Annotated in this window: 24 protein-coding genes; 4 read left to right on the top strand and 20 right to left on the bottom strand. The window is 46.1% G+C overall.

The genetic code is table 11. The features are described 5' to 3' along the window. Window positions 1-93: 93 nt before the first annotated feature. Window positions 94-516 (top strand): GNAT family N-acetyltransferase, encoded by a 423-nt coding sequence (locus NYE58_RS16710; RefSeq protein ID WP_076275745.1) that lies wholly within the window; start codon window positions 94-96, stop codon window positions 514-516. Between the two features lie 138 nt (window positions 517-654). Here NYE58_RS16710 and NYE58_RS16705 read toward each other — a convergent pair whose 3' ends face one another. The 3 genes from NYE58_RS16705 to NYE58_RS16695 form a co-directional block, all read right to left on the bottom strand. Next, window positions 655-1,161 carry a DnaJ family domain-containing protein gene (locus NYE58_RS16705; protein WP_341002406.1) on the bottom strand — a complete coding sequence of 169 codons (507 nt, stop codon included), beginning with the start codon at window positions 1,159-1,161 and terminating at the stop codon, window positions 655-657. Between the two features lie 925 nt (window positions 1,162-2,086). After that, window positions 2,087-2,236, bottom strand: coding sequence for a hypothetical protein (locus tag NYE58_RS16700; RefSeq protein ID WP_179087673.1), 150 nt, complete (start codon window positions 2,234-2,236; stop codon window positions 2,087-2,089). 627 nt (window positions 2,237-2,863) lie between these two features. Beyond that, window positions 2,864-3,007 carry a hypothetical protein gene (locus tag NYE58_RS16695; protein ID WP_179086966.1) on the bottom strand — a complete coding sequence of 48 codons (144 nt, stop codon included), beginning with the start codon at window positions 3,005-3,007 and terminating at the stop codon, window positions 2,864-2,866. Window positions 3,008-3,339: 332 nt separating this feature from the next. On the opposite strand from NYE58_RS16695, the gene NYE58_RS16690 reads away from it, so the two are divergent. Continuing rightward, a complete protein-coding gene (locus NYE58_RS16690) occupies window positions 3,340-3,816 on the top strand; it encodes an SRPBCC family protein (RefSeq protein ID WP_076275747.1) in 477 nt (158 codons plus the stop codon). On the opposite strand, the gene NYE58_RS16685 is transcribed toward NYE58_RS16690, so the two are convergent. The 4 genes from NYE58_RS16685 to NYE58_RS16670 all read right to left on the bottom strand — a co-directional run bounded on the left by NYE58_RS16685 (window position 3,808) and on the right by NYE58_RS16670 (window position 8,201). After that, window positions 3,808-4,617: an SDR family oxidoreductase gene (locus tag NYE58_RS16685; RefSeq protein WP_036686506.1), complete on the bottom strand. Its 810-nt coding sequence runs from the start codon at window positions 4,615-4,617 to the stop codon at window positions 3,808-3,810. The two genes, NYE58_RS16690 and NYE58_RS16685, sit on opposite strands and share 9 nt — an antisense overlap. Window positions 4,618-4,845: 228 nt before the next feature. Continuing rightward, window positions 4,846-5,712 carry a transglutaminase family protein gene (locus NYE58_RS16680; RefSeq protein ID WP_076126126.1) on the bottom strand — a complete coding sequence of 289 codons (867 nt, stop codon included), beginning with the start codon at window positions 5,710-5,712 and terminating at the stop codon, window positions 4,846-4,848. After that, complete coding sequence (locus NYE58_RS16675; protein ID WP_076126125.1) at window positions 5,709-6,662, bottom strand: alpha-E domain-containing protein; 954 nt, start codon at window positions 6,660-6,662, stop codon at window positions 5,709-5,711. The genes NYE58_RS16680 and NYE58_RS16675 overlap by 4 nt, the downstream gene beginning before the upstream one ends. Window positions 6,663-6,737: 75 nt before the next feature. Further along, window positions 6,738-8,201 (bottom strand): circularly permuted type 2 ATP-grasp protein, encoded by a 1,464-nt coding sequence (locus tag NYE58_RS16670; protein ID WP_036686502.1) that lies wholly within the window; start codon window positions 8,199-8,201, stop codon window positions 6,738-6,740. Window positions 8,202-8,555: 354 nt separating this feature from the next. Here NYE58_RS16670 and NYE58_RS16665 point away from each other — a divergent pair, with 354 nt between their 5' ends. Then, complete coding sequence (locus NYE58_RS16665; protein WP_076218874.1) at window positions 8,556-9,434, top strand: DUF1835 domain-containing protein; 879 nt, start codon at window positions 8,556-8,558, stop codon at window positions 9,432-9,434. A gap of 124 nt (window positions 9,435-9,558) precedes the next feature. Here NYE58_RS16665 and ftsY read toward each other — a convergent pair whose 3' ends face one another. From ftsY to NYE58_RS16605, 12 genes are all read right to left on the bottom strand, one after another. Beyond that, on the bottom strand, window positions 9,559-10,566 hold the full coding sequence (gene ftsY, locus NYE58_RS16660) for a signal recognition particle-docking protein FtsY (RefSeq protein ID WP_036686498.1): 1,008 nt from the start codon (window positions 10,564-10,566) through the stop codon (window positions 9,559-9,561). A 36-nt stretch (window positions 10,567-10,602) separates the two neighbouring features. Continuing rightward, the gene (smc, locus tag NYE58_RS16655) at window positions 10,603-14,172 is read right to left on the bottom strand and encodes a chromosome segregation protein SMC (protein WP_076218873.1); all 3,570 of its coding nucleotides are present in this window, start codon (window positions 14,170-14,172) and stop codon (window positions 10,603-10,605) included. 197 nt (window positions 14,173-14,369) lie between these two features. After that, entirely contained in the window at window positions 14,370-15,074 is a 705-nt protein-coding gene (gene rnc / locus NYE58_RS16650; RefSeq protein WP_038570606.1) for a ribonuclease III, read from the bottom strand. Between the two features lie 15 nt (window positions 15,075-15,089). Then, window positions 15,090-16,325: a beta-ketoacyl-ACP synthase II gene (gene fabF, locus NYE58_RS16645; RefSeq protein ID WP_076101782.1), complete on the bottom strand. Its 1,236-nt coding sequence runs from the start codon at window positions 16,323-16,325 to the stop codon at window positions 15,090-15,092. Between the two features lie 218 nt (window positions 16,326-16,543). After that, a complete protein-coding gene (locus NYE58_RS16640; RefSeq protein ID WP_036686493.1) occupies window positions 16,544-16,777 on the bottom strand; it encodes an acyl carrier protein in 234 nt (77 codons plus the stop codon). Window positions 16,778-16,902: 125 nt separating this feature from the next. Further along, entirely contained in the window at window positions 16,903-17,652 is a 750-nt protein-coding gene (fabG, locus tag NYE58_RS16635; protein ID WP_036686492.1) for a 3-oxoacyl-[acyl-carrier-protein] reductase, read from the bottom strand. Window positions 17,653-17,706: 54 nt separating this feature from the next. Beyond that, on the bottom strand, window positions 17,707-18,630 hold the full coding sequence (gene fabD / locus NYE58_RS16630) for an ACP S-malonyltransferase (protein ID WP_076138632.1): 924 nt from the start codon (window positions 18,628-18,630) through the stop codon (window positions 17,707-17,709). Window positions 18,631-18,651: 21 nt separating this feature from the next. Beyond that, window positions 18,652-19,641: a beta-ketoacyl-ACP synthase III gene (locus tag NYE58_RS16625; RefSeq protein WP_139329841.1), complete on the bottom strand. Its 990-nt coding sequence runs from the start codon at window positions 19,639-19,641 to the stop codon at window positions 18,652-18,654. Window positions 19,642-19,649: 8 nt separating this feature from the next. Next, on the bottom strand, window positions 19,650-20,639 hold the full coding sequence (gene plsX, locus NYE58_RS16620) for a phosphate acyltransferase PlsX (RefSeq protein ID WP_038570599.1): 990 nt from the start codon (window positions 20,637-20,639) through the stop codon (window positions 19,650-19,652). Continuing rightward, window positions 20,623-21,219 carry a transcription factor FapR gene (gene fapR, locus NYE58_RS16615; RefSeq protein WP_036686484.1) on the bottom strand — a complete coding sequence of 199 codons (597 nt, stop codon included), beginning with the start codon at window positions 21,217-21,219 and terminating at the stop codon, window positions 20,623-20,625. Before fapR ends, plsX begins: the two co-directional genes overlap by 17 nt. A gap of 358 nt (window positions 21,220-21,577) precedes the next feature. After that, window positions 21,578-21,751 carry a 50S ribosomal protein L32 gene (rpmF, locus tag NYE58_RS16610; RefSeq protein ID WP_019911234.1) on the bottom strand — a complete coding sequence of 58 codons (174 nt, stop codon included), beginning with the start codon at window positions 21,749-21,751 and terminating at the stop codon, window positions 21,578-21,580. Window positions 21,752-21,820: 69 nt separating this feature from the next. Further along, a complete protein-coding gene (locus NYE58_RS16605; protein ID WP_036686482.1) occupies window positions 21,821-22,333 on the bottom strand; it encodes a YceD family protein in 513 nt (170 codons plus the stop codon). A gap of 209 nt (window positions 22,334-22,542) precedes the next feature. On the opposite strand from NYE58_RS16605, the gene NYE58_RS16600 reads away from it, so the two are divergent. Beyond that, window positions 22,543-23,781, top strand: coding sequence for a nucleotidyltransferase (locus NYE58_RS16600; RefSeq protein ID WP_076280754.1), 1,239 nt, complete (start codon window positions 22,543-22,545; stop codon window positions 23,779-23,781). Here NYE58_RS16600 and NYE58_RS16595 read toward each other — a convergent pair. Next, entirely contained in the window at window positions 23,771-24,808 is a 1,038-nt protein-coding gene (locus NYE58_RS16595; protein ID WP_076275749.1) for a SepM family pheromone-processing serine protease, read from the bottom strand. The genes NYE58_RS16600 and NYE58_RS16595 overlap by 11 nt on opposite strands. Between the last annotated feature and the right edge of the window lie 86 nt (window positions 24,809-24,894).

Here is a 24,894-nt window from a genome sequence, read left to right as displayed (position 1 = left end):
GTTATCTTAGATCATCTTCATCATGTGTGAAAAAACCTTAAAGATCAAGACTTACCATTCATACCCTCTATAATATTAATAAGGAGACTTACTATGATATTCGTAACAAAAGCTACAATTTCAGATCTACCCATGCTCACCAAAATAGACAGCAAGATCATTGGCAATGAAAGCCGCAAATCGAAGATTGAAAAATATATCAATCATGAGCAGTGTTACGTAGCATCACATAATGGAACGTTTGTAGGATTTGCTTGCTACGATACCACCTTTTTCGAATGCTGTTTTATTCAGCTGGTCATTGTGGATCCTGAGTTCAGACGCCTAGGCATAGCCAAAACACTCCTTAGCTACATCGAGGAACAATGCCCCACCCCCAAGCTTTTCACCTCCACCAATGAATCCAATACGATCATGCAGCAACTATGTCTTTTTCAAGGGTTTGTTAAAAGCGGAGTCATTGAGAATTTAGATGAAGGCGATCCGGAATGGGTATATTTTAAACAAATTAGATGAGTATACATGTTTAGTTACACATAACAAGCAAAAAGGCAGCTCTTCTGTCTAAAACGACTAAGAGATGCCTTTTTATTTTACACTATTTATTCTGATGTCCAAATGAATGTAGGCATTTAGGCAGTAACTTAAGCAGCGTTATTCCTCTCCCTTTATCATCTGTTCGTGTATTTGAGCACTGTATTGCATAAAAGCAGGGTTACTATCCAAGCCGCGTTCACGCAATAACTCCTGTAGACGAAGTCTTTTCATAGACAGTTTTGACCGCAAAGCCTTGCCCTCACTGGTTTCTGCACTTCCGCTATTATGACACGCCGCTAGCAATCCTTCCAACGTAACACATTCAGCTCGCAGAGAGATTTCCTCAGGCACCAGTCCGGAGTTCTTCATGATTTTAAAAGACATCCGCAATTCTTCCGGCACATCCGATAAATCCTCGAGCTCCAGCGGCTTGCCATGCCCAGGTAAATCTCGAAATTCGCCGTTACGCATAGACTCCTGAATCCGCTGCTCAGCTAACCAAGACATCATCCCCATATACGCAGCCTCCTTCACCAATGCCACACTATTAACTACCCTGCCTAAGCAAAAGTAGATTTTACGGAATTGCGTTAATTTTAGCATAAAAGACTTAGGTTTACTCAAATGCCCCTTACCCCTCCTCGCACAATTGAGCAGCTTGGAGGCTGTAACTATCGTACACAATGTATATTCTAAGTCCATAACCGCAATGTCAGCATACAATTGCCATCGTGAAATGTTTGGACCCAGGAGCTCTTGCTCGTATACTACATCCTTTATTACACATTCATTACCTCTTCGTCGCCATTGATCGTTCGGACCCAGCAGCTCTTGCTCGTATACTACATCCTTTGCATCTTCATTACATCTTCATTACATCTTCGGCGCCATAGATCGTTCGGACCCAGCAGCCCTTATTTCACTAATTTAGTCCATTTCGCTGTACTATCGGACTCAGTTGCACCTATTCGCTCAAATACGCCCTACTTTTGTTCAAAATCGCGGCATTAAGCGCTATGCGGTCCGATACTTCTAATAAACACACCAAAAACTCCAAATAGCTGCAATACAGTCCGATACATTAGCGAATCCACGCCTCCGCAAATCGTTCGGGCTCAGTAGCTCTTGCTCGTATACTACATCCTTTGCATCTTCATTACATCTTGGTCGCCATAGATAGTTCGGACCCAGCAGCCCTTATTTCACAAATTCAGGCTTATTCTCTCTGCTATCGGACTCAGTTGCACCTATTCGCTCAAATACGCCCTACTTTTGTTCAAAATCGCGGCAATAAGTGCTATGCGGTCCGATACTTCTAATAATCACACCAAAAACTCCAAATAGCTGCAATACAGTCCGATACATTAGCGAATCCACGCCTCCGCAAATCGTTCGGGCTCAGTAGCTCTTGCTCGTATACTACATCCTTTGCATCTTCATTACATCTTGGTCGCCATAGATAGTTCGGACCCAGCAGCCCTTATTTCACAAATTCAGGCTTATTCTCTCTGCTATCGGACTCAGTTGCACCTATTCGCTCAAATACGCCCTACTTTTGTTCAAAATCGCGGCAATAAGTGCTATGCGGTCCGATACTTCTAATAAACACACCAAAAACACCAAATAGCTGCAATACAGTCCGATCCATTAGCGAATCCAGGTCTCCGCAAACCGATCGAACCCAGTAGCTCTTGCTCATATACTACATCCTTTGTACCTTCATTACCTCTTCGTCGCCATAGATCATTCGGACCCAGCAGCCCTTATTTCGCTAATTTAGTCCTTTTCGCTCTGCTATCGGACTCAGTTGCACCTATTCGCTCAAATACGCCGTACTTTTATTCAAAATCGCGGCAATAAGTGCTATGCGGTCCGATACTTCTAATAAACACACCAAAAACTCCAAATAGCTGCAATACAGTCCGCAACGCCGATGCATCCTCGCTACCATGTAACGTGCGGACTCAGATGACCTTATTTCACAAATTCAGGCTTATTCTCTCTGCTATCGGACTCAGTTGCACCTATTCGCTCAAATACGCCCTACTTTTGTTCAAAATCGCGGCAATAAGCGCTATGCGGTCCGATACTTCTAATAAACACACCAAAAACTCCAAATAGCTGCAATACAGTCCGATACATTAGCGAATCCACGCCTCCGCAAATCGTTCGGGCTCAGTAGCTCTTGCTCGTATACTACATCCTTTGCATCTTCATTACATCTTGGTCGCCATAGATAGTTCGGACCCAGCAGCCCTTATTTCACAAATTCAGGCTTATTCTCTCTGCTATCGGACTCAGTTGCACCTATTCGCTCAAACACGCCCTACTTTTGTTCAAAATCGCAGCAATAAGTGCTATGCAGTCCGATACTTCTAATAAACACAGCAAAAACGCCAAATAGCTGCAATACAGTCCGCAACGCCGATGCATCCTCGCCACCGTAGATGCTACTGTTTACTTCCGCCATTCATCACGCACTTATCCCTGTCTTCACTCACTTTTCATCGTCATGCACACTTATCTCCTACATCACTCACTTTCTCCCGTCTTGCACACTTATCACCTTCATCACTCCCCTATCTTCGCCAACACTAACTCCGCGCCGTACGCAAATCAAGCTCGTGGATTTGCTTATGACCTTATTTCTCCCGCTATTTTATTACCCTCTATACCCTATAAGTTACGCTTCAGCCACACAGCCGGATCGTGCAATTCACACACGCGATTGCTATACTCTTTCTAATGAGCCTCAACTCAATAAAAAAAGGACTACCGCAGTAGTCCAAAGGAGAAATATAAATGTTAGCTAACATCCAAAAAAAAGATCAACATTATGTCGCTCGTTTCGAACGCCAGTTAAAGCATTCCGCAACTGAGATTTGGTCCTATTTGACCGAAAATGAGAAGCTTGCCTTATGGTTCTCTGAATTAAAAATCGAGGACCTGCGTGAAGGCGGACTTATAAAGTTTGATATGCAGAACGGAACGTTTGTGGATATGGAAATTACCGCGCTGCAGCATCAATCTATTTTTGAGTTTACTTGGGCTGAGGATCTTGTTCGTTTTGAGTTATACCCTAATTCAGAAGGCTGTTTACTCGTCTTGAACGAAACACTACAAACGCTTACCCCGCATACCCCACGTGATCTCGCTGGCTGGCATGTTTGTCTAGAAGTGATCCAGCATCTTTTGGAAGGCACGACGCTGAAGTCACGGAAAGACGAATGGAATAAATGGTACGAGCAATACCGGGGAGCGATCTCGAAATTAGGATAACAAGGACTCCGCGCCGTCAATTACGATTTGCGCACCTGTAATATGGATAGATTCATCCGAAGCCAGAAAAGCAACGAGATCAGCGACATTATCCGGCTTGCCCGGTCCATCTGCCAAGGGTTGCGCTCCATCAGGAAATTCAATCGGAATGACGATTGCTTCTACATCCTCGCTCATTTCAGTGGTTTCATCTATATTCGTAGCAATAGCCCCAGGGCAGATCACATTCACACGAATCTTAAACTTAGCAAGCTCGAGAGCTGCCATTTTGGCAAAAGCCACCTGTCCAGCTTTGGTAGTGCTATAAGTAGACCACCCAAAGCTGGCAAATCTAGTGTTCCCATTAATGGAACTAGTAATAATAATACTGCCCTTCCCTTTATCTTTCAGATGAGGAATAGTATATTTCAGAGTCAAAAAAGTCCCCGTCAAGTTCACCGACATCGTACGCTCCCAGTCGCTCAAGCTTAGTTCTTCTATCGGGCCCACAGCGCCATTAATTCCCGCGTTAGCGAATACTACATCCACACCTCCGAATTGTTCCACCGTACAACGTACGGCTTCCTCCATCTTTTTCTCATCCGAAGTATCTACCTCTATGGCCAGCGCGCAATCTTTTCGAAGCTTATTAAGCTTTTCTGCCAAGGAAGAGGTTCTTTCAAGATTTAAATCGAACAATGCTACATTTGCACCTTCCCGCGCCAGCTTAATAGCGGTGGCACGGCCAATTCCCGAGCCCGCTCCGGTTATAATCGCTGTTTTTCCAATAAATCTTTGTTTCTTAGATATGTTTGGGCTCATATGTAATCTCTCCTCTAATGTCTGTAAGATAAGTACTATGGATCAAGATTACCCAAATAAACCTGTAATGGAATCATCTCGTTCATAAATCTTCAGAATTTAGGCACGCCGCACAAAAAAATCTCCCCATTCAATAAGATGAGCGGAGAGTTTGTTTCGAATATTTTGATTTTTTTGATTTTTTTGATTGTTTCGATGTTCGATGTTCGATGTTTCGATTATTTCAATTCAGTTATCCAGCTTGCGTACGTCCACTTTTACAGTTAGTGTGCCTGCTCCACCGCGATATACCCCTTTTACAGGTACTATATCTTTATAATCCCGTCCATGACCCAGCTTGATATAACGCCAGTTCACTTCAACATTATTCGTCGGATCAAAACCAAGCCAGCCCGTACCCGGAATATGGGTCTCCACCCAAGCATGTGAAGCCTGCTCGAAATTAGCATTGCTGCTCTGTAGATCACCGACAAAATGATATCCACTAACATATCTTGAAGGCAGACCTACACTGCGGCAGACAGCGATCATAAGATGAGCATAATCCTGACAGACACCCCGCTTAAGCTTCAGGGCTTTTTTTACCGTTGTATTTACGCTTGTTGCCTCAGGATCATAGGTGAACTGTTCATAAATCGTCGAAGATAACTTCAGAATCCATTCATACATATCCTCAGCTTCACTAAAAGGGTACTGAGAGGCGAACTCCACTAATTCAGGAGTCACCTCGGTATAACGGGTCGGCAAAATAAACTCAATATAACGGTTCTGAAACTTTTCATCATTTAATAGTTTAACTTGCTCTTCAAGGCTGGTTCGCGGAAGATCGGTACCCTGGGCTTTATCCAGCGTTACTACAGTAGCTTTCGTATGGATTACCATTTCCGTATGTGGCTTATTAACCGAATAGGCATGCACCCGATTACCGAAGAAATCCTCATACGTTAATAGATTAGCTGCCGGAGATACTTCAACCTCATGGTGATAACAGGATTGCCGATAGTTGGTGCGTGGGGTAAGCCTGATTTCATTGACACTGTCCGTAACCGGTTCTGGATAACTGTATGTGGTGGTGTGATTGATTTGAATCTTCATACAGATACTCCTTCTCGCCGAAAAAAGGCGCCCTCCATCGTTTTGCCCAATCTCTGGCAAGATATTACGAGTGATTGCAGCACATCTTCCACCAGTTCACCGGACATTTCCTCTTTCTCCATATAATCCAGCTCTGCTTTCAGCTTTCCTGCTTGACGGATGACCTTCTCATGACCTGAGCCTTTTTCTGAGGAATCTAATTCAAGTCTAGCTAAATGCTCTTCCAGCTGGTGAAAAGAAAAGCGGATCGAACGTGGAAATTTGGGATTTGCGATCAAAAAATCTAAAATGCTCTCCGGTGACATAGCATCTGCATAATAACGGCGAAACGCCTGATAACCACTTACCGATTTCAGCACAGCCTGTAACTGAATATAAATTGCATGAAGCTCTTTAAAACGGCAAGAGGCAATAACTGCCTGCAAAATACGCGTCGTATTCTCTGCCCGTTCCAGAAAACGGCCGCTCTCTATAAAATGCCATTCATTTCCCCTAAGCATTACGGATTGTTCTGCTCCTAGAAACATAGCCGCACGTTCCTTCACCTGCTGGTAGAAATGATGTGGGCCACTCATAATATCAGCGACTGACCGCTCCCCAAGCCATAGATTAAAGCTGTTGACGATATCCCATAGCTCACTTGGAAGATGCTGACGCAGTGTGCGAAGATTATTTCTAGCATGATGTACGCAAGAGAATAATGAATTCGAATTGCCCAAATCGAGTGTAATAAAGGATAACACGTCCTGTTCAGAAAAGGTTTCGAACTGCTGCAAATACTCACTTCGAACTCCTAATGCATCGATAAGCCTCGACCATTTATGTCCTTCTTCCTGAAAATCCTCTTCCTGCTGGATATGATAATGTACATTGATTAGCCGCGCATGATTCTCTGCCCTTTCAATATATCGGCCGATCCAGAATAAAGCCTCCGCATTTCGATTCAGCATCTTTAGCCACTCCTTTATCCTCCAAATTGATGCTGCATATTTTTGATTCACAATCAAGGCTTACAAGATAATAGATCAAGCCATAACCCAAGTATCCTTTACGCCACCGCCTTGCGAGGAATTCACAACCAGTGAACCTTCTTTCATAGCCACTCGTGTTAATCCACCAGGTATGACATGCGGCTTCCGGTCTGCGCCCATTAATACAAAAGCCCGAAGATCGATATGCCGGGGTGCCATAGTGCCTCCCGACAATACTGGCGCTCTGGACAAGGACATAATTGGCTGTGCCACATATCGGTCTGGATCGGCAATAATTTTCATTCGGAACTCGGCTAATTCTTCTTTGGTCGCCTCACTTCCGATCAACATCCCATATCCTCCGGATAATGAGGTTTCTTTAACAACCATTTCGGATAGGTTCTCAAGAACATACAGGCGTTCATCAGGTCTGGACAACAAATACGTCGGCACATTACCAAGGATCGGCTCTTCATTCAGATAATAACGAATCATATCCGGTACATAGACATACATCGCTTTATCATCTGCAACACCGGTTCCCGGAGCATTAGCAATCGCTATGTTACCTGCCCTATATGCATTCATAAGTCCTGCCACACCCAGTAAAGAATCAGGTTGAAAGGCTAGCGGATCAATGTAATCATCATCCAACCGACGATACAGCACATCCACGCGACGCAGTCCGTTCATTTCTTTCAGATATATTTTGTGATCCTTTGTTACCAAATCTCGTCCTTCGACCAAATGTATACCCATCTGCTGTGCCAAAAAAGCATGTTCATAATATGCAGAATTGTATTCTCCAGGCGTTAGGAGTGCTATAACCGGATCTGACCTTCTTGAAGGAGATAGACTACGAAGCACGGATAAGAAGCGATTTAAGCTATGATCTACATCTCGGATGGAGCTGGCAAAGGACAATTCAGGAAACAATTGATTCATAAGCGTTCTGCCTTTAAAAAGATAGGAAAAGCCGGAGGGTGTTCGCAGGTTGTCTTCAAGTACATAATAATGCCCATCGTGGTGGCGGATCAGATCGATTCCTGAGGTGGTGATATAAGCTCCACCGGGCACTCGCAGACCTGACATTTCTGGCCGGAAATAACAGTTGGAAATAATCATACGCCTAGGGACGATGCCATCTTTAACAATGTATTGCTCATGGTAAATGTCATGAATGAATAAATTCAAAGCTGTGATACGCTGAATAATTCCAGCTTCTAGCCTCTCCCACTCATTCTTAGGGATAATACGTGGAATCATATCGAAGGGGATCGTTCGCTCCATAGGATGATCCTGAGCCGGGTTGTAAAGCGTAAAGGTAATTCCTTCTTCCATCATCCTACGCTGCATTAAATTTTGCTTCCCTTGCAGCTCTTCGGAGCTCATTCCGGAAAACATGCGATTCACATGTCTGTAGTGCGGCCGGACATTCCTCTTATCAGCATACATTTCATCGAAAAAATGCTGTAATGGATACGGAGACAGACCTGGCAGAGGATCTAATTTGGACATGAGCCCGACTCCTTTCGATAGATGTAATCTTTGTTAACAACTTATACTTTCATTTCAGAAAACATCCATGGAAATATTGGTTTATATTCTCATAATACGTAAATCCACTCGTTCATGTCAACATATATAACAGAGAAATGTGATTCCGGAGATATTTGTATTTTTTGGAATCGCTTCCTTTCTCTCTTATATAGGTTGCCGGAGATGAAATGTAGATTCATCATTGAATTGTATGCAGGAAGTGTGACAAGCATTACTGTTATGAATTTTTCATATAATGTATTTTTTATATAGTTGCCTGAGGATGTGGATTCATTGAGTATGGTATAATTTGTTGCGATGGGAGAGTGACCTATGGAGCACAAATATACTATGTCAATTGAGCAGGAAGAGACTAGGCGGAATCACATTTATCTGTTATTTGGCCTGTCTGAAGCGGGATCAATGAAGGTAGCCCTTAGTCATCTGGGTTGTCGTCATTTAATACGAGTACTTTCATTTAATGAGACGTTCTCTGCTGGACCGTTGCGTGGATTACATAATAATGAAGGCTATCATACCCGTGAGTTATGGTTTCAGGAACGATTTCCGGATCAGGGTTATCATTTAAATCCCCAGCATAAACTGGCAGCCATGATTCAGACCTTAAAAGAAATTCCCGAGGACAAAAAAATCACTATTTGGTGCGGAGATAACTCCCATGATCAGACAGGTTTACGATTTGCACTTTCTATTCTTAGTGAGAGGACGCAACCTATTCATGTTATTGATTCAGTCAAGGCTTATAGGGAGATTGCCGCTTCATTTGAAATCGGCTTATATCCCAGAGCACTTAGTCAGCTCCCAAATGAAGTTCTGCAAAAAATTATAAAAATTACCGAAAACACATCCCCTATCACCTCCGCTCAAAGAAAACAGTATGAACTAGAATGGCAAAAAATCAGCAACACCGAGGATATGCTTAGAGTTTGGGCTGATGGCCAGCTTATGAATGTTCCCGAGAGTTACTATGACGAAGAAATTCTTTCTTTAATTCTGCAATTTCAACAGTATGAGGATCGAGATGGCTACGTAAATGCAGGTCTAGTTGTAGGCACAATTATAGGGCAATGGAATTTGTATATCAGTACCTCATTCATAGAATATCGCTTCTGGAGGCTAATTAGTGAGGGAAAGCTGTTATTTAAAGGGATCCCTTACGCGATGCATTTATACTTTCTAAAAGTCGCTTAGCAGTTGCTACAAAATGACGGACAAACCCTTTATAAAAAAGAAAAGGAATGCCCTCCTAACTAAATATAGCTTCGAGGGCATTCCTTGTAAATATGACTTCTTTATGTTTATATTGTGCTGTTGACTACACTTGCTCTTCCGATTCTTCTGACTCTTCTTCCTCGGCAATTAATCCGGCAAAAAGAGCATGTACGAACTGCTGCGAATCAAATGGCTGCAAGTCTTCCATTTTTTCTCCAAGACCTACAAACTTCACCGGCAAATTCATTTCCTGACGAATCGCTACAACGATTCCGCCTTTAGCCGTACCGTCCAGCTTCGTCAAGACCAAGCCAGTGACGCCACTCTTTTCACCAAATAACTTGGCTTGTGTAAGTGCATTTTGACCCGTCGTAGCATCTAGCACCATCAGTACCTCATGTGGAGCACTTGGGATTTCTCTTTGAATGACGCGGAAGATTTTGTTGAGCTCTTCCATCAGATTGCTTTTATTCTGCAGTCTGCCAGCAGTATCGCAGATTAAGATATCCACGTTGCGTTGCTTTGCCGCTTGGACCGCATCGTACATTACAGCCGCCGGGTCAGAGCCTGCTTGTTGTTTAATGACATCTACGCCTGCGCGTTGGCCCCAAACCTCAAGCTGCTCAATCGCTCCGGCACGGAACGTATCCCCTGCAGCCAAAAGAACTTTTTTACCTTCTTGTTTGTAACGATGAGCCAGCTTGCCGATGGTAGTCGTCTTGCCCACGCCATTGACCCCAACGAACAAAATAACCGTAATTCCATTCGGATTTTCCTTCAGGCTGTTATCATCATCTCCACGCAGTAGCTCCATAAGCTTACGGGACAAAATCGGCTTCAGCTCGGCAGCATCTTCAATCCGATTTTGCTTCACTTCGGCACGCAAATCCTCGACAAGGGTCATAACAGTGTTTACACCCACGTCTGCACCAATCAAAATCTCTTCCAGCTCTTCGTAGAACTCTTCATCTATCTTTTTGCGGCGGATGATAAGGTCGGAGACCTTCTCTACAAAACCTTTACGGGTTTTCTCTAATCCGTCGCGGAATTGTTTCGTTACACTTTCCGTTTTGCCGGAAATGCTTTCTTTTAATTTTCTAAAAAAGCTCATTTGGTTCCTCCTAAAAGTTTCTCTTCTTTGATGAATTTAAGCAATCTCAGCTTCTTCATCCTCTAAACGTACTGAAACGAGCTTGGAGACACCGCCCTCTTCCATCGTTACTCCGTATAACACGTCCGCCTCTTCCATCGTTCCTTTGCGGTGCGTAACGACGATGAACTGAGTTTGTTCAGAGAACTCGCGTAAATACTGTGCAAAACGAACAACGTTCGCTTCATCGAGCGCAGCCTCGACCTCATCCAATACGCAGAACGGAACTGGCTTCACTTGCAAAATAGCGAACAATAACGCCATCGCAGTTAGAGCGCGTTCACCGCCGGATAAAAGCTGCAGATTTTGCAATTTTTTACCCGGTGGTTGGGCTACGATATCTATACCTGTTTCCAGCATATGTTCCGGATCCAGAAGCATGAGATCCGCTCGCCCGCCGCCGAACAGCTTTGAGAACACGGTCCCGAACTGTTTGCGGATCGCATCAAAGGTCTGTTTGAAACGTTTGGACATTTCATCTTCCATCTCGCGGATTACTTGATACAAGGTAGTCTTAGCTTCGACTAGATCATCTTTTTGTCCACTGAGGAACGTATACCGTTCATGGACCCGCTGATATTCTTCGATCGCCCCTAAGTTAACCTCTCCTAGCGCAGAAATACTGCGCTTCAAACGCTGTACATCGGCTTGTGCGGCAGGTACATCTTCAGGCACTGGATATCTCTGTTTTGCTAATTCATAACTTAACTCGTAGTCATCACTCAGCTTGCGGAGAATATTATCCAGCTCCACATCGAGTCGACCGACAGAAACTTCAGTGGCACGCAGCTTGTCCTCAACTACTTTAAGGGCCTGACGTTGATCTTTAGTCTTGCCTTCCTCAAGTTCCAGCTTGCGGGTTAACGCTGTACGCTCAGCACGTGCAAAATCCAAAGTTCCAGTCGTCTCTTCCTTCTTCAAGCGGTAACTGTTCAAATCTTCCTTCTGCTTCACAGCTTCCAAAGCATTGTTAGCCAGATCCTGTTCAATCGTATGTAACAGATTTCGATTCTGGCGCAGCTCCTTGTCCTGAGAACCCACATCTTGTCTTAGGCGACGTAACTGCTCCTCCAGGGAGAATATCTCCTGATCAAGCTTGCCTTCCGAGACTTTCATACTGGTCAACTTGCCTTGCAGCTCTTCCTTAGCTGATTCATTCGCTTTACGCGCTGATTCAGCGTTACGGATACCTTCATGGGCTTCCTTTTCTTCCTTTTCAAGGCGTTCAAGCTCAGCAGTGGCTTGTTTCCGCGTTTCTTCAAGCGCATGTACTTCACTCTCAAAGCCACTGCGTTCCGCACCTGTGCTCTCCACTTGCTCCTGCACATGCCGAAGCTCATGCTCGAGCTGCTTCAAATCACCGGAGACTCTTTGCTCTTCCAGTCTTTTCTCATCGCCATCACGGCGCAGATCCTCCAGCTTCACGCTAGCGTTCTCCTGCTCCTCACGAAGTCTGGCAATGCCTTGCTTCAGCTTCACTATTTGACGTTCGCTTTCTTCAATCTCACTGCTTAATTGATCCAGCTGACGTTTACGGCTAAGCAAGCTATTATTCTTCTTATGCTGGCTACCCCCGGTCATCGAACCGCCGGCATTAACTACATCGCCTTCCAGGGTAACTACCCGATAACGATATTGGCATCTAGCGGCGATACGGTTCGCTTGCTCCAAGCTCTCCGCAATAACCACATTGCCGAGCAAACTGCCAATAATGCTAGTATATTTATCATCGTAACCAACGAGTTCGGAACCAATTCCAACAAATCCGTCAGCATCACCCACCATACCACGGTCACTGCCAGAAATCTGGCGCGGCCGGATAACATCTAGCGGAAGAAAGGTAGCTCGTCCCAGCTGACGTTGCTTTAGAAATGATATCGCTTGGCGGGACACAGTTTCATTATCCATGACCACATGCTGAAGTGAAGCACCTAGAGCAGTCTCAATCGCCATTTCCAGCTTCTCCGGAACAGAGATCAGCTCCGCAACCGCACCATGCACACCGTTGAGCTGCCCTTTGCGCGCACCCTTGAGCACTTCTTTAACCCCAAGCATGAAGCCGTCGAAATCATCCTGCATCTCTTTCATGGTCTCATGACGAGAGACTTGCGCTTCCCGCTTCTGTTCCCATTTCCGAAGACCGGATTGTGTTTCTTCGATCAGCTTCTGACGTTTACTGAGCTGCTCACTTTCAGTGATATAAGCCCCGCGAAGATTGCTAAGCTCCTTCCCCAGCTGGGCAATCTTGTCCTTCAGCCCTTTCTGGTTGGCAGACAACTCTTCATGCCGGGCTGTCCATTTGCCGCTTTCTTCTTCACTGCGGCTCATACGACGTTCCAGATTCTCCTTTTGCTGATCCGCGTAACGAATTTCGTTACGTGCATTCGCCATAAGGTTCATTAGCTCCAAAAGAGCACTTTTGAGCTTTTCTTCCTGGCTCTGGCTAATCCCGTCTGCCACACCTTCAAGCCTTGTCTCTTCATCTTCGATCTGTTTCCGAAGATCCACAAGCTTAAGCCGCGATTGCTCAAGCTTAAGCTCCAGATCCACGACTTCACGCTGACGATCTGCAGAACGCTCGCCAACCGAACCTAACGTGAGCATTAACTGCTCACGATTACTTTCCAGATTACGTTTGCGTTCCCTCAGCACTTCACCGTAACCTTCGCTCTTCTCAAATGCTTCGCTATAACGCAGCAATTGCTCTTGCTGCTTCTCGATCTGTGCTTCGATTGTGCGCAGTTCAGAGCGCCCGCTCTCCAGCTTGGCATCATGAGCCGAAACCACAGTAGACAGCTCCAGCTGCTCGTCCTTCAACGTTTCAAGCTTAGCGTTACCTTCCTGCCAAGCGGTATGAATGCCTTCAATCTGGTGTACGTATACTGAAATTTCCTGATGTTTTAATTGTTCGCGAAGTTCCTTAAAGCGGATAGCTTTCTCGGACTGATCCTTAAGTGGCCCAATCTGATCCTCAAGCTCACTGATCAAATCATGAATACGAAGCAGGTTCTGCTCGGTATCATCCAGCTTTCGACTTGCGTCTTTCTTGCGCGATTTATATTTTACAATACCTGATGCTTCTTCAAAGATGCCTCGCCGATCTTCGGAACGAGTACTTAGAATCTCTTCAATCCTACCCTGCCCGATAATCGAATAGGCTTCACGTCCGATACCAGTATCCATAAACAGCTCTGTGATATCCTTCAGACGGCAGGATTGCTTATTAATTAAATATTCACTATCTCCACTGCGGTGGACTCTCCGAGTCACTGTAACTTCGCTGAAATCCAGCGGAAGTGTGTGATCTTCATTATCAAGCGTAAGTGATACTTCGCCATAATTCACGGCTTTACGCGCATCACTTCCAGCAAAAATGATATCCTCCATCTTGCCGCCACGCAGTGATTTAGCACTCTGTTCGCCGAGTACCCAGCGTATGCCGTCAGAAATATTGCTTTTGCCGCTTCCGTTCGGGCCAACTACAGCCGTTATACCGCGCACAAACTCCATTTCTGTTTTGTCGGCAAATGATTTAAAACCAGCTAATTCTATCCGTTTCAAAAACATACTTGCCAATCACCTCTGACCCATTATACCATAGCGTTTGTACCCTAAAAAACCATTAAGATGTACCTTATCCTTTGTAACGCGGAACATATAAGTTCTTATATTGTCGAAAAAGAGCAGCAACGGTCTGAGCTCCGCCTAAACGCCGGTATTCAGACCTTTGCTGCTCTCCTCCGCTTGTCCCCTTGATGCAAAACTCAGGCACCGTCCTCTTTCAGATGCAAAAGTGCTGCTGCTGCAGCCTGCTGCTCTGCTTCCTTCTTGGACCGGCCGCTTCCTTTACCAAGTGAACGGTTAGCCATATACACCTCTGAGACGAATTCACGCTCATGTGCAGGTCCCCGTTCTTCTATAATTCGATATTCCAATGTACCCATATTGTGCTGCTGAATTAGCTCTTGCAGTTCCGTCTTATAATCGGTCATCTGCATTTGCAATTTCCCATCCGTCTCCACGAGAGGAAATACGTGATTATCAAGAAAACTCCGCACTGTTTCCAGTCCTTGGTCGAGATAAAGCGCTCCCACGAAGGATTCGAATACATCAGCCAGCAGGGCCGGGCGAGTACGTCCGCCCGTAAGTTCTTCCCCTTTGCCCAATAGTACATAACGGCCAAAACCTAAACTCTCCGCAAACTTGACCAGTGAAGGCTCGCATACAATAGCGGCCCGCAGCTTGGTCAACTCTCCCTCAGGTCGGTCTGGCAATAGATTGTACAAATATTCAGAAACCGTTAACTCCAGAACTGCATCCCCAAGAAATTCGAGACGCTCATTGTCCTGATGCTGATTGAAACGGTGTTCATTCACATAGGATGCATGGGTAAAGGCCTGCTTCAGAAGCACAGAATCGTGAAATTGGATTTGAAGTTGCTGTTGTAACTGCTTCAGTTCTCCTTTCACCGCACTGTCCCCTTACTAATTATATTTTTTTAGAATAACTGTTGCGTTATGTCCCCCGAAGCCGAACGAATTCGACATTACAATATCAAGATCAGCTTTACGTGGCACATTTGGTACATAATCCAGATCACATTCCGGGTCTTGGTTGTCCAAATTAATCGTTGGCGCAATCATCCCTTTTTGCAAAGAAAGGCCACAGATAATAGCTTCTACTCCACCAGCAGCACCCAGAAGGTGACCTGTCATGGATTTCGTCGAACTAATTGCCACTTTATAGGCATGGTCACCCAATGCTTTTTTAACAGCAGCAGTTTCTGATCTATCTCCTACAGGCGTTGAAGTACCATGAGCATTGATGTAATCAATATCTTCAGGAGAGATACCAGCATCCCGGATTGCCATCTTCATGCAGCGAGCTGCACCATCTGGATCAGGCTCAGTCATATGATGAGCATCTGCGCTTAGACCATAACCGATAACCTCAGCATAGATCTTCGCTCCACGTTTCTCAGCATGTTCGAGTGATTCCAGAATAAGAATCCCGGCACCTTCACCCATAACAAAACCATCGCGATCCACATCAAACGGACGACTTGCCTTCTCAGGCTCATCATTGCGAGTGGACATTGCTCTCATAGCACAAAAACCAGCCATACCTGTTGGACGAATGGTCGCTTCGGAACCACCGCAGATCATTGCATCTGCGTCTCCACGTTGAATCAAGCGGAAGGATTCCCCAATGGAGTGACTTCCTGTAGCACAAGCAGTTACTGTCGTCGTATTAGGACCCTTTGCACCAAGGTTAATGGACAACTGCCCAGAACCCATGTTAGCGATCATCATCGGAATGAAGAACGGACTAACCCGCTTCGGTCCTTTTTCAAGCAACAAGTTATGATTGTCTTCCCAAGTGCCAAGACCGCCAATACCTGATCCTACAGATACACCTATTCTTTCGGCATCAATATCTTCACCGATCTTAAGTCCGCTATCTCGTAATGCGTCCTCACCGGCAGCCACTGCAAATTGTACAAAACGGTCCATTTTGCGGGCTTCCTTACGACCAAAAAGTGCCTCTGGATCGAAATCTTTAACAGAGGATGCTATTTGCGTAGTATACTCACTGACATCAAAGGTCTCAACCTGTGATACACCGGATTTGCCGCTCATAAGATTATCCCAGAACGTCTCCAAATCTTTGCCCAATGATGTAACTACGCCCATCCCGGTAACAACCACTCTATGACTCAAACACAATCACCCCATCTATAGGTTGTATACATTATATTCAGAACTTATATACTTTCTGTTGCTACTATATGAACAGCGATAACCGCATCATTAACCATCCTGCGGTTCTGTTATATCCCTTATATAGTTGCTCAAGGCAACCTTTGATTCATCTTTAATGCTCTATAAATGAGGAGAAGTCCCGCCCTAGCAGGAACGGGACTCTCAATCATATGACTCTAGGTATGAGATTGTATGTACTTCACAACTTCACCCACGGTCGTAATCGTCTCTGCATCTTCATCAGAGATTTCCATATCGAATTCATCTTCCAATTCCATAACCAATTCTACTACATCAAGAGAATCAGCACCTAAATCATCTTTGAAAGACGCTTCTAATGTTACCTCAGCTTCATCGGCACCTAAGCGGTCGATGACAATGCGTTTTACACGCTCTAATACATCGGACATCCGGTTCACCTCCTCTTTTGGTATTATACGAGATATGAGTTCAAAATACCATAGAGCGTCAAAAACGCTTTCTTTATCCCTCACATTTCAGCATTAAAACAGTGTAATTTCTCCTTGACGGAGAGTTACATATACATCCCGCCATCCACGTGTAGTGTCTGGCCGGTCATATACGCAGCGCCTTCAGAGGCCAGGAAGACTACAGCCATAGCAATCTCTTCAGGGCGCCCCAGCCGAGCAAGTGGAATGCCCTTCTCAAGCTCACTGCGCACTTCCTCAGAGAGCTCACGCGTCATATCTGTATCAATGAAGCCCGGAGCGATACAGTTCACCGTGATCCCCCGTGAGGAAAGCTCACGAGCCGATGCCTTCGTTAAACCGATGACACCTGCCTTAGCTGCGGAGTAATTAGCTTGTCCAGGATTTCCTGTTACACCTACTACGGAAGAAATATTGATAATGCGCCCGTAGCGTTGCTTCATCATAGGGCGTGTAGCTGCCTTTAGGCAGTTAAACACCCCTTTTAGATTCGTTTCGATCACTTGATCGAACTCTTCTTCTTTCATGCGCATAATCAGGTTGTCTCTGGTAATGCCGGCATTATTGACAACAATGTCAATACGTCCCCAGGTATTCAGAACCTCTTTGACAAGGTTCTCGGCCTGTTCACTATTGCCGACATCGCCACGAAGGGCAATACCCTCCGAGCCAAGCTCGACAATCCGAGCCACGGTTTCTTGTGCGGCTGCTTCACTGCCCGCATAGTTCACGGCCACCTTCACGCCATGTTCCGCGAGAGCAAGTGCAATACTGCGGCCAATGCCGCGAGAGCCACCAGTTACAAGGGCCGTTTGACCCCGCAATGCTGAGAACATCATTTATTCCCCTTTCGATCATATTGCTATTGATAAACAATGTTTGAACGTATCTTACAAGACAGCTTGCACACTTTCAAGCGTGTTAATGTTGATTACTTTGACCGTTTTGTCTATTTTGCGGATCAGACCTGCCAGAACACTGCCAGAACCAATTTCCACAAAAGTATCCACACCATCAGCAATCAGCCATTCAATACTGTCTTGCCAGAGCACAGGGGAGTACACCTGGCGGACAAGCAGTTCACGGATTTCTTCAGGATCCGTTACAGGTGCTGCGGTAACATTGACAATAACAGGTACAGCCGGAGCATTAAAGGTAACACTCTTCAGCTCGTCTGCCAAGCGGTCTGCCGCAGCCTTCATCATCGAAGAGTGAAAAGGTCCACTTACTTCCAGCGGAATAGCCCGCTTTCCGCCTGCTTCCTTAACACGCTGCACAACACCGTTAACCCCGGCCTGTGAACCAGAAACAACAATCTGTCCCGGGCAGTTCACATTCGCCAGTTCTACCACGCCGCTCTCCTCGGATACGCTCCGGCATAATTCTGCCAGAGCATCCCGCTCCGCACCAAGCACTGCAGCCATAGCTCCCTGTCCACCTGGAACAGCTTCCTCCATAAAACGACCGCGTAAACGCACGAGTCTTACAGCATCTTCATAGGACAATACGCCTGCCGCAACCAGTGCGCTGTATTCTCCTAGGCTATGACCAGCTACATAATCCGGCTTCATCCCTTGATCACGTAATGCTTCCAGATAAGCCACGCTTGCTGTTAGCAGAGCCGGTTGCGTATTTACGGTCTGTTTCAAATCACTGTCAGGTCCTTCAAAAATCAGCTGGCTCAGTGGAAATCCGAGCACCTCATCACCTTTTTCGAATACCGCGCGGCTGTGCGGAAGAGCTTCATATACATCTCTACCCATTCCAACTGCCTGTGCACCCTGACCGGGAAAGACAAATGCGATTTTACTCATAAGTAAGAACTCCTTCCTCTATTACCAGATCAATACGGACGCGCCCCAAGTCAAGCCACCGCCGAATCCAACCATCAGAACCGTGTCGCCTTCCTTCATGCGTCCTTCTTCCGCCGCTTCAACTAGAGCTAGAGGAATAGAAGCTGCTGATGTATTAGCATATTTATCAACATTGATTACACATTTCTCCGGTGGCAGGTCAAGCCGCTGCATAGCGGATTGAATGATACGAATATTCGCTTGATGCGGTACGAACAAATCAATATCTTCTTTACCTAATCCGGCTTTAGTAAGCACACGTTCTGTAGCTGAGCCCATAACACGAACGGCAAACTTAAACACTTCACGGCCATTCATATAGATGAAATGTTTCTTGTCTTCAACCGTCTGCTGAGATGCAGGCAAGCGCGAGCCCCCAGCTTCCAGCTTAAGCAAGTTTCCTCCAGAACCTTCAGCACCCAGATCGAAGGATTGGAAACCGCGTCCCTCTGGAACTTCACCGATGATTACTGCTCCTGCACCATCGCCAAACAGTACACAGGTGTTACGATCCGTATAATCAGTGATGCGGGATAAAGTGTCCGCACCAATTATGAGTGCATTATTGTACATTCCGTTCTGAATAAAGCCAACTGCAGTAGCTAGGCTGTATACAAAACCAGAGCAGGCTGCTGACAAGTCAAAGGCCGCAGCACCTTTAGCTCCAAGTTTATCCTGCAAAATGCAGGCTGTGGAAGGAAAGGAGCTATCAGGGGTTACCGTTGCAATAATAATAAGATCCAGATCTTCGGCTTTCATGCCTGCAGAATCCAAAGCTTTAAGTGCAGCTTCATAGGCTAAATCAGAAGTTGCCTCATGTGGTGCAGCGATATGTCTTTCACGGATCCCTGTCCGACTGACGATCCATTCATCGTTAGTCTCCACTATTTTTTCCAGATCACTGTTTGTTAAAATTTTCTCAGGTACATATTTACCCGTACCGATAATCCCAACCGGCCGCAATTGTTTCATTTCGTCACTCACTTCCCGCTAATTTCCTTGGATATACTTGGCACAAGATCGGCTTGCAGAGCAATCCGCGCTTGTCTTACTGCATTTTTAACCGCATTTCCGTCCGAAGATCCATGCCCCTTAACTACCAATCCGCTAAGACCAAGCAGCGGTGCACCGCCATGCTCTTTGTAATCCATCTTACCCTTCAGGGCTCTAAGCTCCGGCATCAGCATAGCCGCTCCAAGCTTAGTCTTCAGAGAACGGCTGAATTGCTCCTTCAGTAAAGAGAACAATGCACCCGCTGTACCCTCAAGCGACTTCAACAGGATATTACCAGCAAATCCATCGCAGACAAGCACATCGCAGTTTCCTGTCAGTACGTCGCGTGCCTCAACATTACCGATAAAATGAATGCCCGGCAAGTTCTCCAGCAGTGGATAGGCTTCTTTGGTCAGTTCGTTGCCTTTCCCAGGCTCCGTCCCTACATTTAGAAGTCCAACCCGCGGCTTAGCAATGCCATGCACTTTATTCCGATAAATGCTGCCCATCAGCGCATATTGCACCAGATGTTCAGGCTTTGCATCCATGTTAGCGCCAAGATCAAGCGCAAGCACGCCAACATCATCCAGCGTCGGAATCATAGGTGCCAGCGCCGGACGTTCAATCCCCTGCATACGGCCTACTACAAGTAACCCTGTAGTCATAAGCGCCCCCGTGTTACCTGACGAAATCATAGCATCTGCTTCGCCCTCACGCACCATACGTCCAGCTACAACCATGGATGAATCTTTTTTGCGGCGAACCGCCTTAACCGGCTCTTCATCAGAACCAATAACATCTCCTGCATGCCGCACACTCAGGTTGGACGGCTTGTCCTTCAGCAGTGGCTCTAGTCTGGCTTCGTCACCTACGAGCACAATCTGCGTATCTTTCCATTCCGCGGCCGCGGACAACGCCCCCTCGACATTACATTCAGGAGCGTTGTCCCCGCCCATGGCATCAATGGCGATCAGCACTACGGTTACCCCCTTCACTATACTCTTCATTAGCGGAACGATACACTATAAAGTGGCCTTGAAATACCAATTCTTCTCCGACATAGGTGAATACGTCCACCTCTGCTTTGCCGCCTCTGCCTGCAAGTGACCGCACTTGAGCTTTAGCAATGCACTTCTCACCAAGCAGAACCATACGAACAAATCGTATGTCGGCTGAAGCAGTCAAGGCAATTTCATCGTTAATCACAGCAACCGCAAGCGAGTTGGCTTGAGCAAACACGTAGTGGCCACGGGCGATCCCATTTCTGGAAAAGACATGATCCTCACGAATTTCAAAGATCGAAATCCCGCTTTTATCGAGCTGTAAATCGACAATATCTCCGATCACTTCATCCGCAGGCAAAGAGCGCACCTGATCATAGGAATGCTCTGCCATTTGTTTCATTCTTTCACGCAGTTCTGGTATTCCCAGCTCCATCCGGTCTAACCGAATCGTCTGAATGCTCACCTTCAGCTGACGAGTCAACTCCCGATCAGTTACAAAAGGATTGCCTGCAATTATATGTAGCAGCTGTTGCTGACGTTCTTTCTTGGACATCCGCTCGATAGCGGCTCACCTCCTGGCACATGCCAAGCATAAACGCCCTCGGCGCCCTAATAAGGACGGTAAGCGTTTAAGCGAGAAATATAAGACATAAAGTATAGGTGCATAACTTATACTTCCTTATATTTTAAAGAAAGCATCCGGCCGCTTGAATGGCCGCTGTTATATTAGGTCAAACAATCATAAATATTTTTTAGAACCAGGTACTAATATGTAGTATAAAGCATGCCGCACCAAAAATAAAGCATTGACTTCTGAGCGGAACATAAAGTATAGGTGCAAACCTTATCTTTATTAAATTTGGACAAAAAAATAGTACCTCACCGAAGTGAAGCACTACTTATTTTTGAAACTATTGTTTGATGATTTCTCTTGCTTTGTAAGTTCCGCAAACTTTGCATACGTGGTGAGCTAGTTTCAACTCTCCGCATTGTTCACATTTCACCATGCCCGGCACAACCAACTTAAAGTGGGTGCGACGTTTGTCACGGCGTGTTTTAGACGTTCTACGTTGTGGTACTGCCATGTGTTCCACCTCCTCGTGATATTTCTGTCAGCCTGCTCCTCAGAGCAGGATGTGTTTTGTTGTAATGTTTCATTTGAAAAAGTCTTTCAACCCAGCGAGTCGAGGATCGATCACTGTGTTGTCGCAACTGCAGGTGCCTTCGTTCAAGTTCTGTCCGCATTTCTGACAAAGACCAAGACAGTCTGCCTTGCACAATACCGAATCCGGTAAGTGCAGTACGAAATTTTCTTCCACATACGGGATAAGATCCACAACCTCATCCTTGACGTAAATGAGATCCTCATCTTCGTCATCATCTGGAAGAACTGGCTGCTTAAGCCACTTGAAAGTCTCAGCAAAAGGAATGTTCAAATCACTTTTGACCTCCGTGAGACAACGTGAACATAACATGTCCACATCTCCACTCAGTTTCCCCACCACGTTCACACAATCGGTTCCCGCGGGCAGCGCTTTAAGGTCTACTGAGAGCGGAGCAACAGTTAGAATATCCTTGCGCCCTTTGACTACCTCGCTGACATCCACAACATCGTGAATATGTAACGGTTCGTCGGCATTCGCTAATTTGCGAAAGTGAATCTGCATACTTATCACTCCCAAACAAACAAAATTTATTATACCTAGTATTCTATACCTTTGTCAACCATTTTCCCTTTATATTGTTTCAGAAAATGCGGTGAATTATGATATAACTATTAGTGTAAATCAAAAGATCAGCTTGTGCTAACAGTATCTCTAGAAATCTACCCTACTAAACTCAATAAATATACCTTACTTATCGGAGGGAAGCCACAGTGACAACGGTTGGAATCATCGCAGAATACAATCCTTTACATAACGGACATGTGCATCACTTCACGGAAGCCAAAAGACTTTCCGGCGCAGAGCGCACCATCGTCGTCATGAGTGGTCCCTTTACCCAGCGCGGCGAGCCGGCGGCGGTAAGCAAGCAAGCCCGGACAGAGATGGCGCTGCATATGGGCGCCGACCTCGTCATTGAGCTGCCGGTGGCTTATGCCGTCCAGCCAGCCGAGTGGTTCGCGTTCGGAGCAGTTGCATTGCTGGAAGCGACCGGGGTCGTGGACAGCTTGTGCTTCGGCTCCGAAGCCGGCACTTTGGGCTCGCTGCTCCCGCTGGCCAGATATCTGGCTGAGGAAAGCAGCGAGCTTCAGAGCGAGATCCGCCGCCGCATGGCGCTCGGAGCGAGCTTCCCCGCCGCGTACAGCGCAGCGGCGGCGGTGGCCTTTGAAGGGACTCTCCCGGAAACGGAGAGTCCCGGAGATGCAGGCGAGCTGCTGCGCCAGCCGAATAACAGCCTTGGCCTGCATTATCTTATCGCCTTGCAGCGGCTGCACAGCAAGATAATGCCACTAACCGTTCCGCGCACAGCAGCAGGCTTCCATGACCCATTACAAGCCGACTCTTCTATTGCAAGTGCGACGGCCATCCGCAAGCTGCTGCAAGAAGGCGGATCTCCCGCTGCTTATATGCCGGATTATAGCGTGTCCATTTTGGAAAGAGAGCATGCAGCCGGAAGGGGCCCTCTGAGCTTGGAGAGCTTCAGTATCCCGCTCCGCCATCTGCTGACCACCCATACTGCGGCCGAGTTACACGCGATCCATGATATGAATGAAGGCTTGGAGAATCGAATACTGCGGCTTTTGCCTGAGTTGGAGCAATTCTCTGTTTCAGGCCTGCTTCACGCCCTTAAGAGCAAGCGCTACACGCATACACGGTTACAGCGTCTGCTGCTACATGTTCTGTTAAATCATTCTAAAAAAGAAATGACCCCTTCCATACTAGCAGAGGGGCCCGGATATATTCGTATTCTTGGTTTTAGAGAAAGCGGACGAGCACTGCTTAAAGAGATGAAACAAAAAGCTACGTTGCCCATCGTCATGCGCCCGTCCCTTTGTTCCCATCCGCAGCTTGAGCGAGATCTTCAAGCCGCTTCCGCTTTCGCGGGAGCTTTTAAGGAGCCCCGTAGAAATGATATGTACCGCGATTATTTGGAACCTCCGGTCATGGTTTGACCGGCAGTTCCTCCATATACTTCAGCGCCTCATCCAGCGTAGATACAGGCACCAGCTTCATAGATGTGCCGATTTTATCAGCTTTTGCTTTGGCTTCGTCATAATTCTTAACAGGCACGAAAAAAATCTCCGCCCCTTCTCGGTCCGCAGCCACGATCTTGTGTTTCACTCCACCGATAGCACCAACTACACCCTCAGCGTTAATCGTACCCGTCCCTGCAACCCTATGGCCTTTAGTTAAATCACCAGAAGTAAGGCGATTGTAAATTTCCATAGTGAACATTAGCCCTGCCGAAGGTCCGCCAACATTTGTATCTACAAAGCTGACAGCTTTCCCTGCTTCTTTTGGTTTTACTTTTTGAACGGCGGCAATAGTAACTCCAAAACCAGGTCGAACGGCAGCGCCCTCTTTATCCTTTATTTCAACCAGCGTCACTTGTTCTTGTACTTCCTTGCCATTTCTTTGCAAAACAACAGCGACTTGATCTCCGATTTTTTTAGAGGAGAGCAGTTTAGACAGTGCTTCAGGATCGGGCACTTTTTGTCCCTCTACACTAATGATTTTGTCACCCGGCAGAAATTGTCCTTTATTACTTTCTACAGGAACCGAAAAGACGTAGAGATAATCCACTACATCCTCATATGGAATTCCCGCTGCATGATAAGCGGCCTGAACAGAATAAGACTGTGAGCTATTCATATAAAAAACCTGCTCCGCAGCATATTCGTCTTCTGATTTATCCCCTAGCCGGGTTTCTTTTCGCACAACCTCTGAATTGGAATTAAAAGCAGAGGCGACCAATAAGGCCACATTAGCATAACTAGCAGACACCGTAGTCATCATAAACGTTCCTTCTTCAGCCGGATCGGCATTCTCTACCTTAATCATAGGGGCAACTTCAGATGCACTGCCTGGCTGATATACGATGTACGGGGTGTTCATAAAGACAAATACATACACGATTACTACAAACGTAAACAGATAAGCTGTGGCGCGGAAACCCGGCCGATGCTTCAGTTGCTTCACTGCTCTTCCCTTCTTTCCCGCGGCACTTTTAGGATATGAATGATTGAACTTCATTACCGCTTCGACTAGTGGTTTGGCATGATGGT

The organism is Paenibacillus sp. FSL L8-0708, assembly GCF_038009325.1.
Classification (GTDB): Bacteria; Bacillota; Bacilli; order Paenibacillales; family Paenibacillaceae; genus Paenibacillus_AQ; species Paenibacillus_AQ odorifer.
The sequence above is the reverse complement of the archived record's forward strand: the minus strand, read 5'-3'. Positions and strand labels throughout refer to the sequence as shown.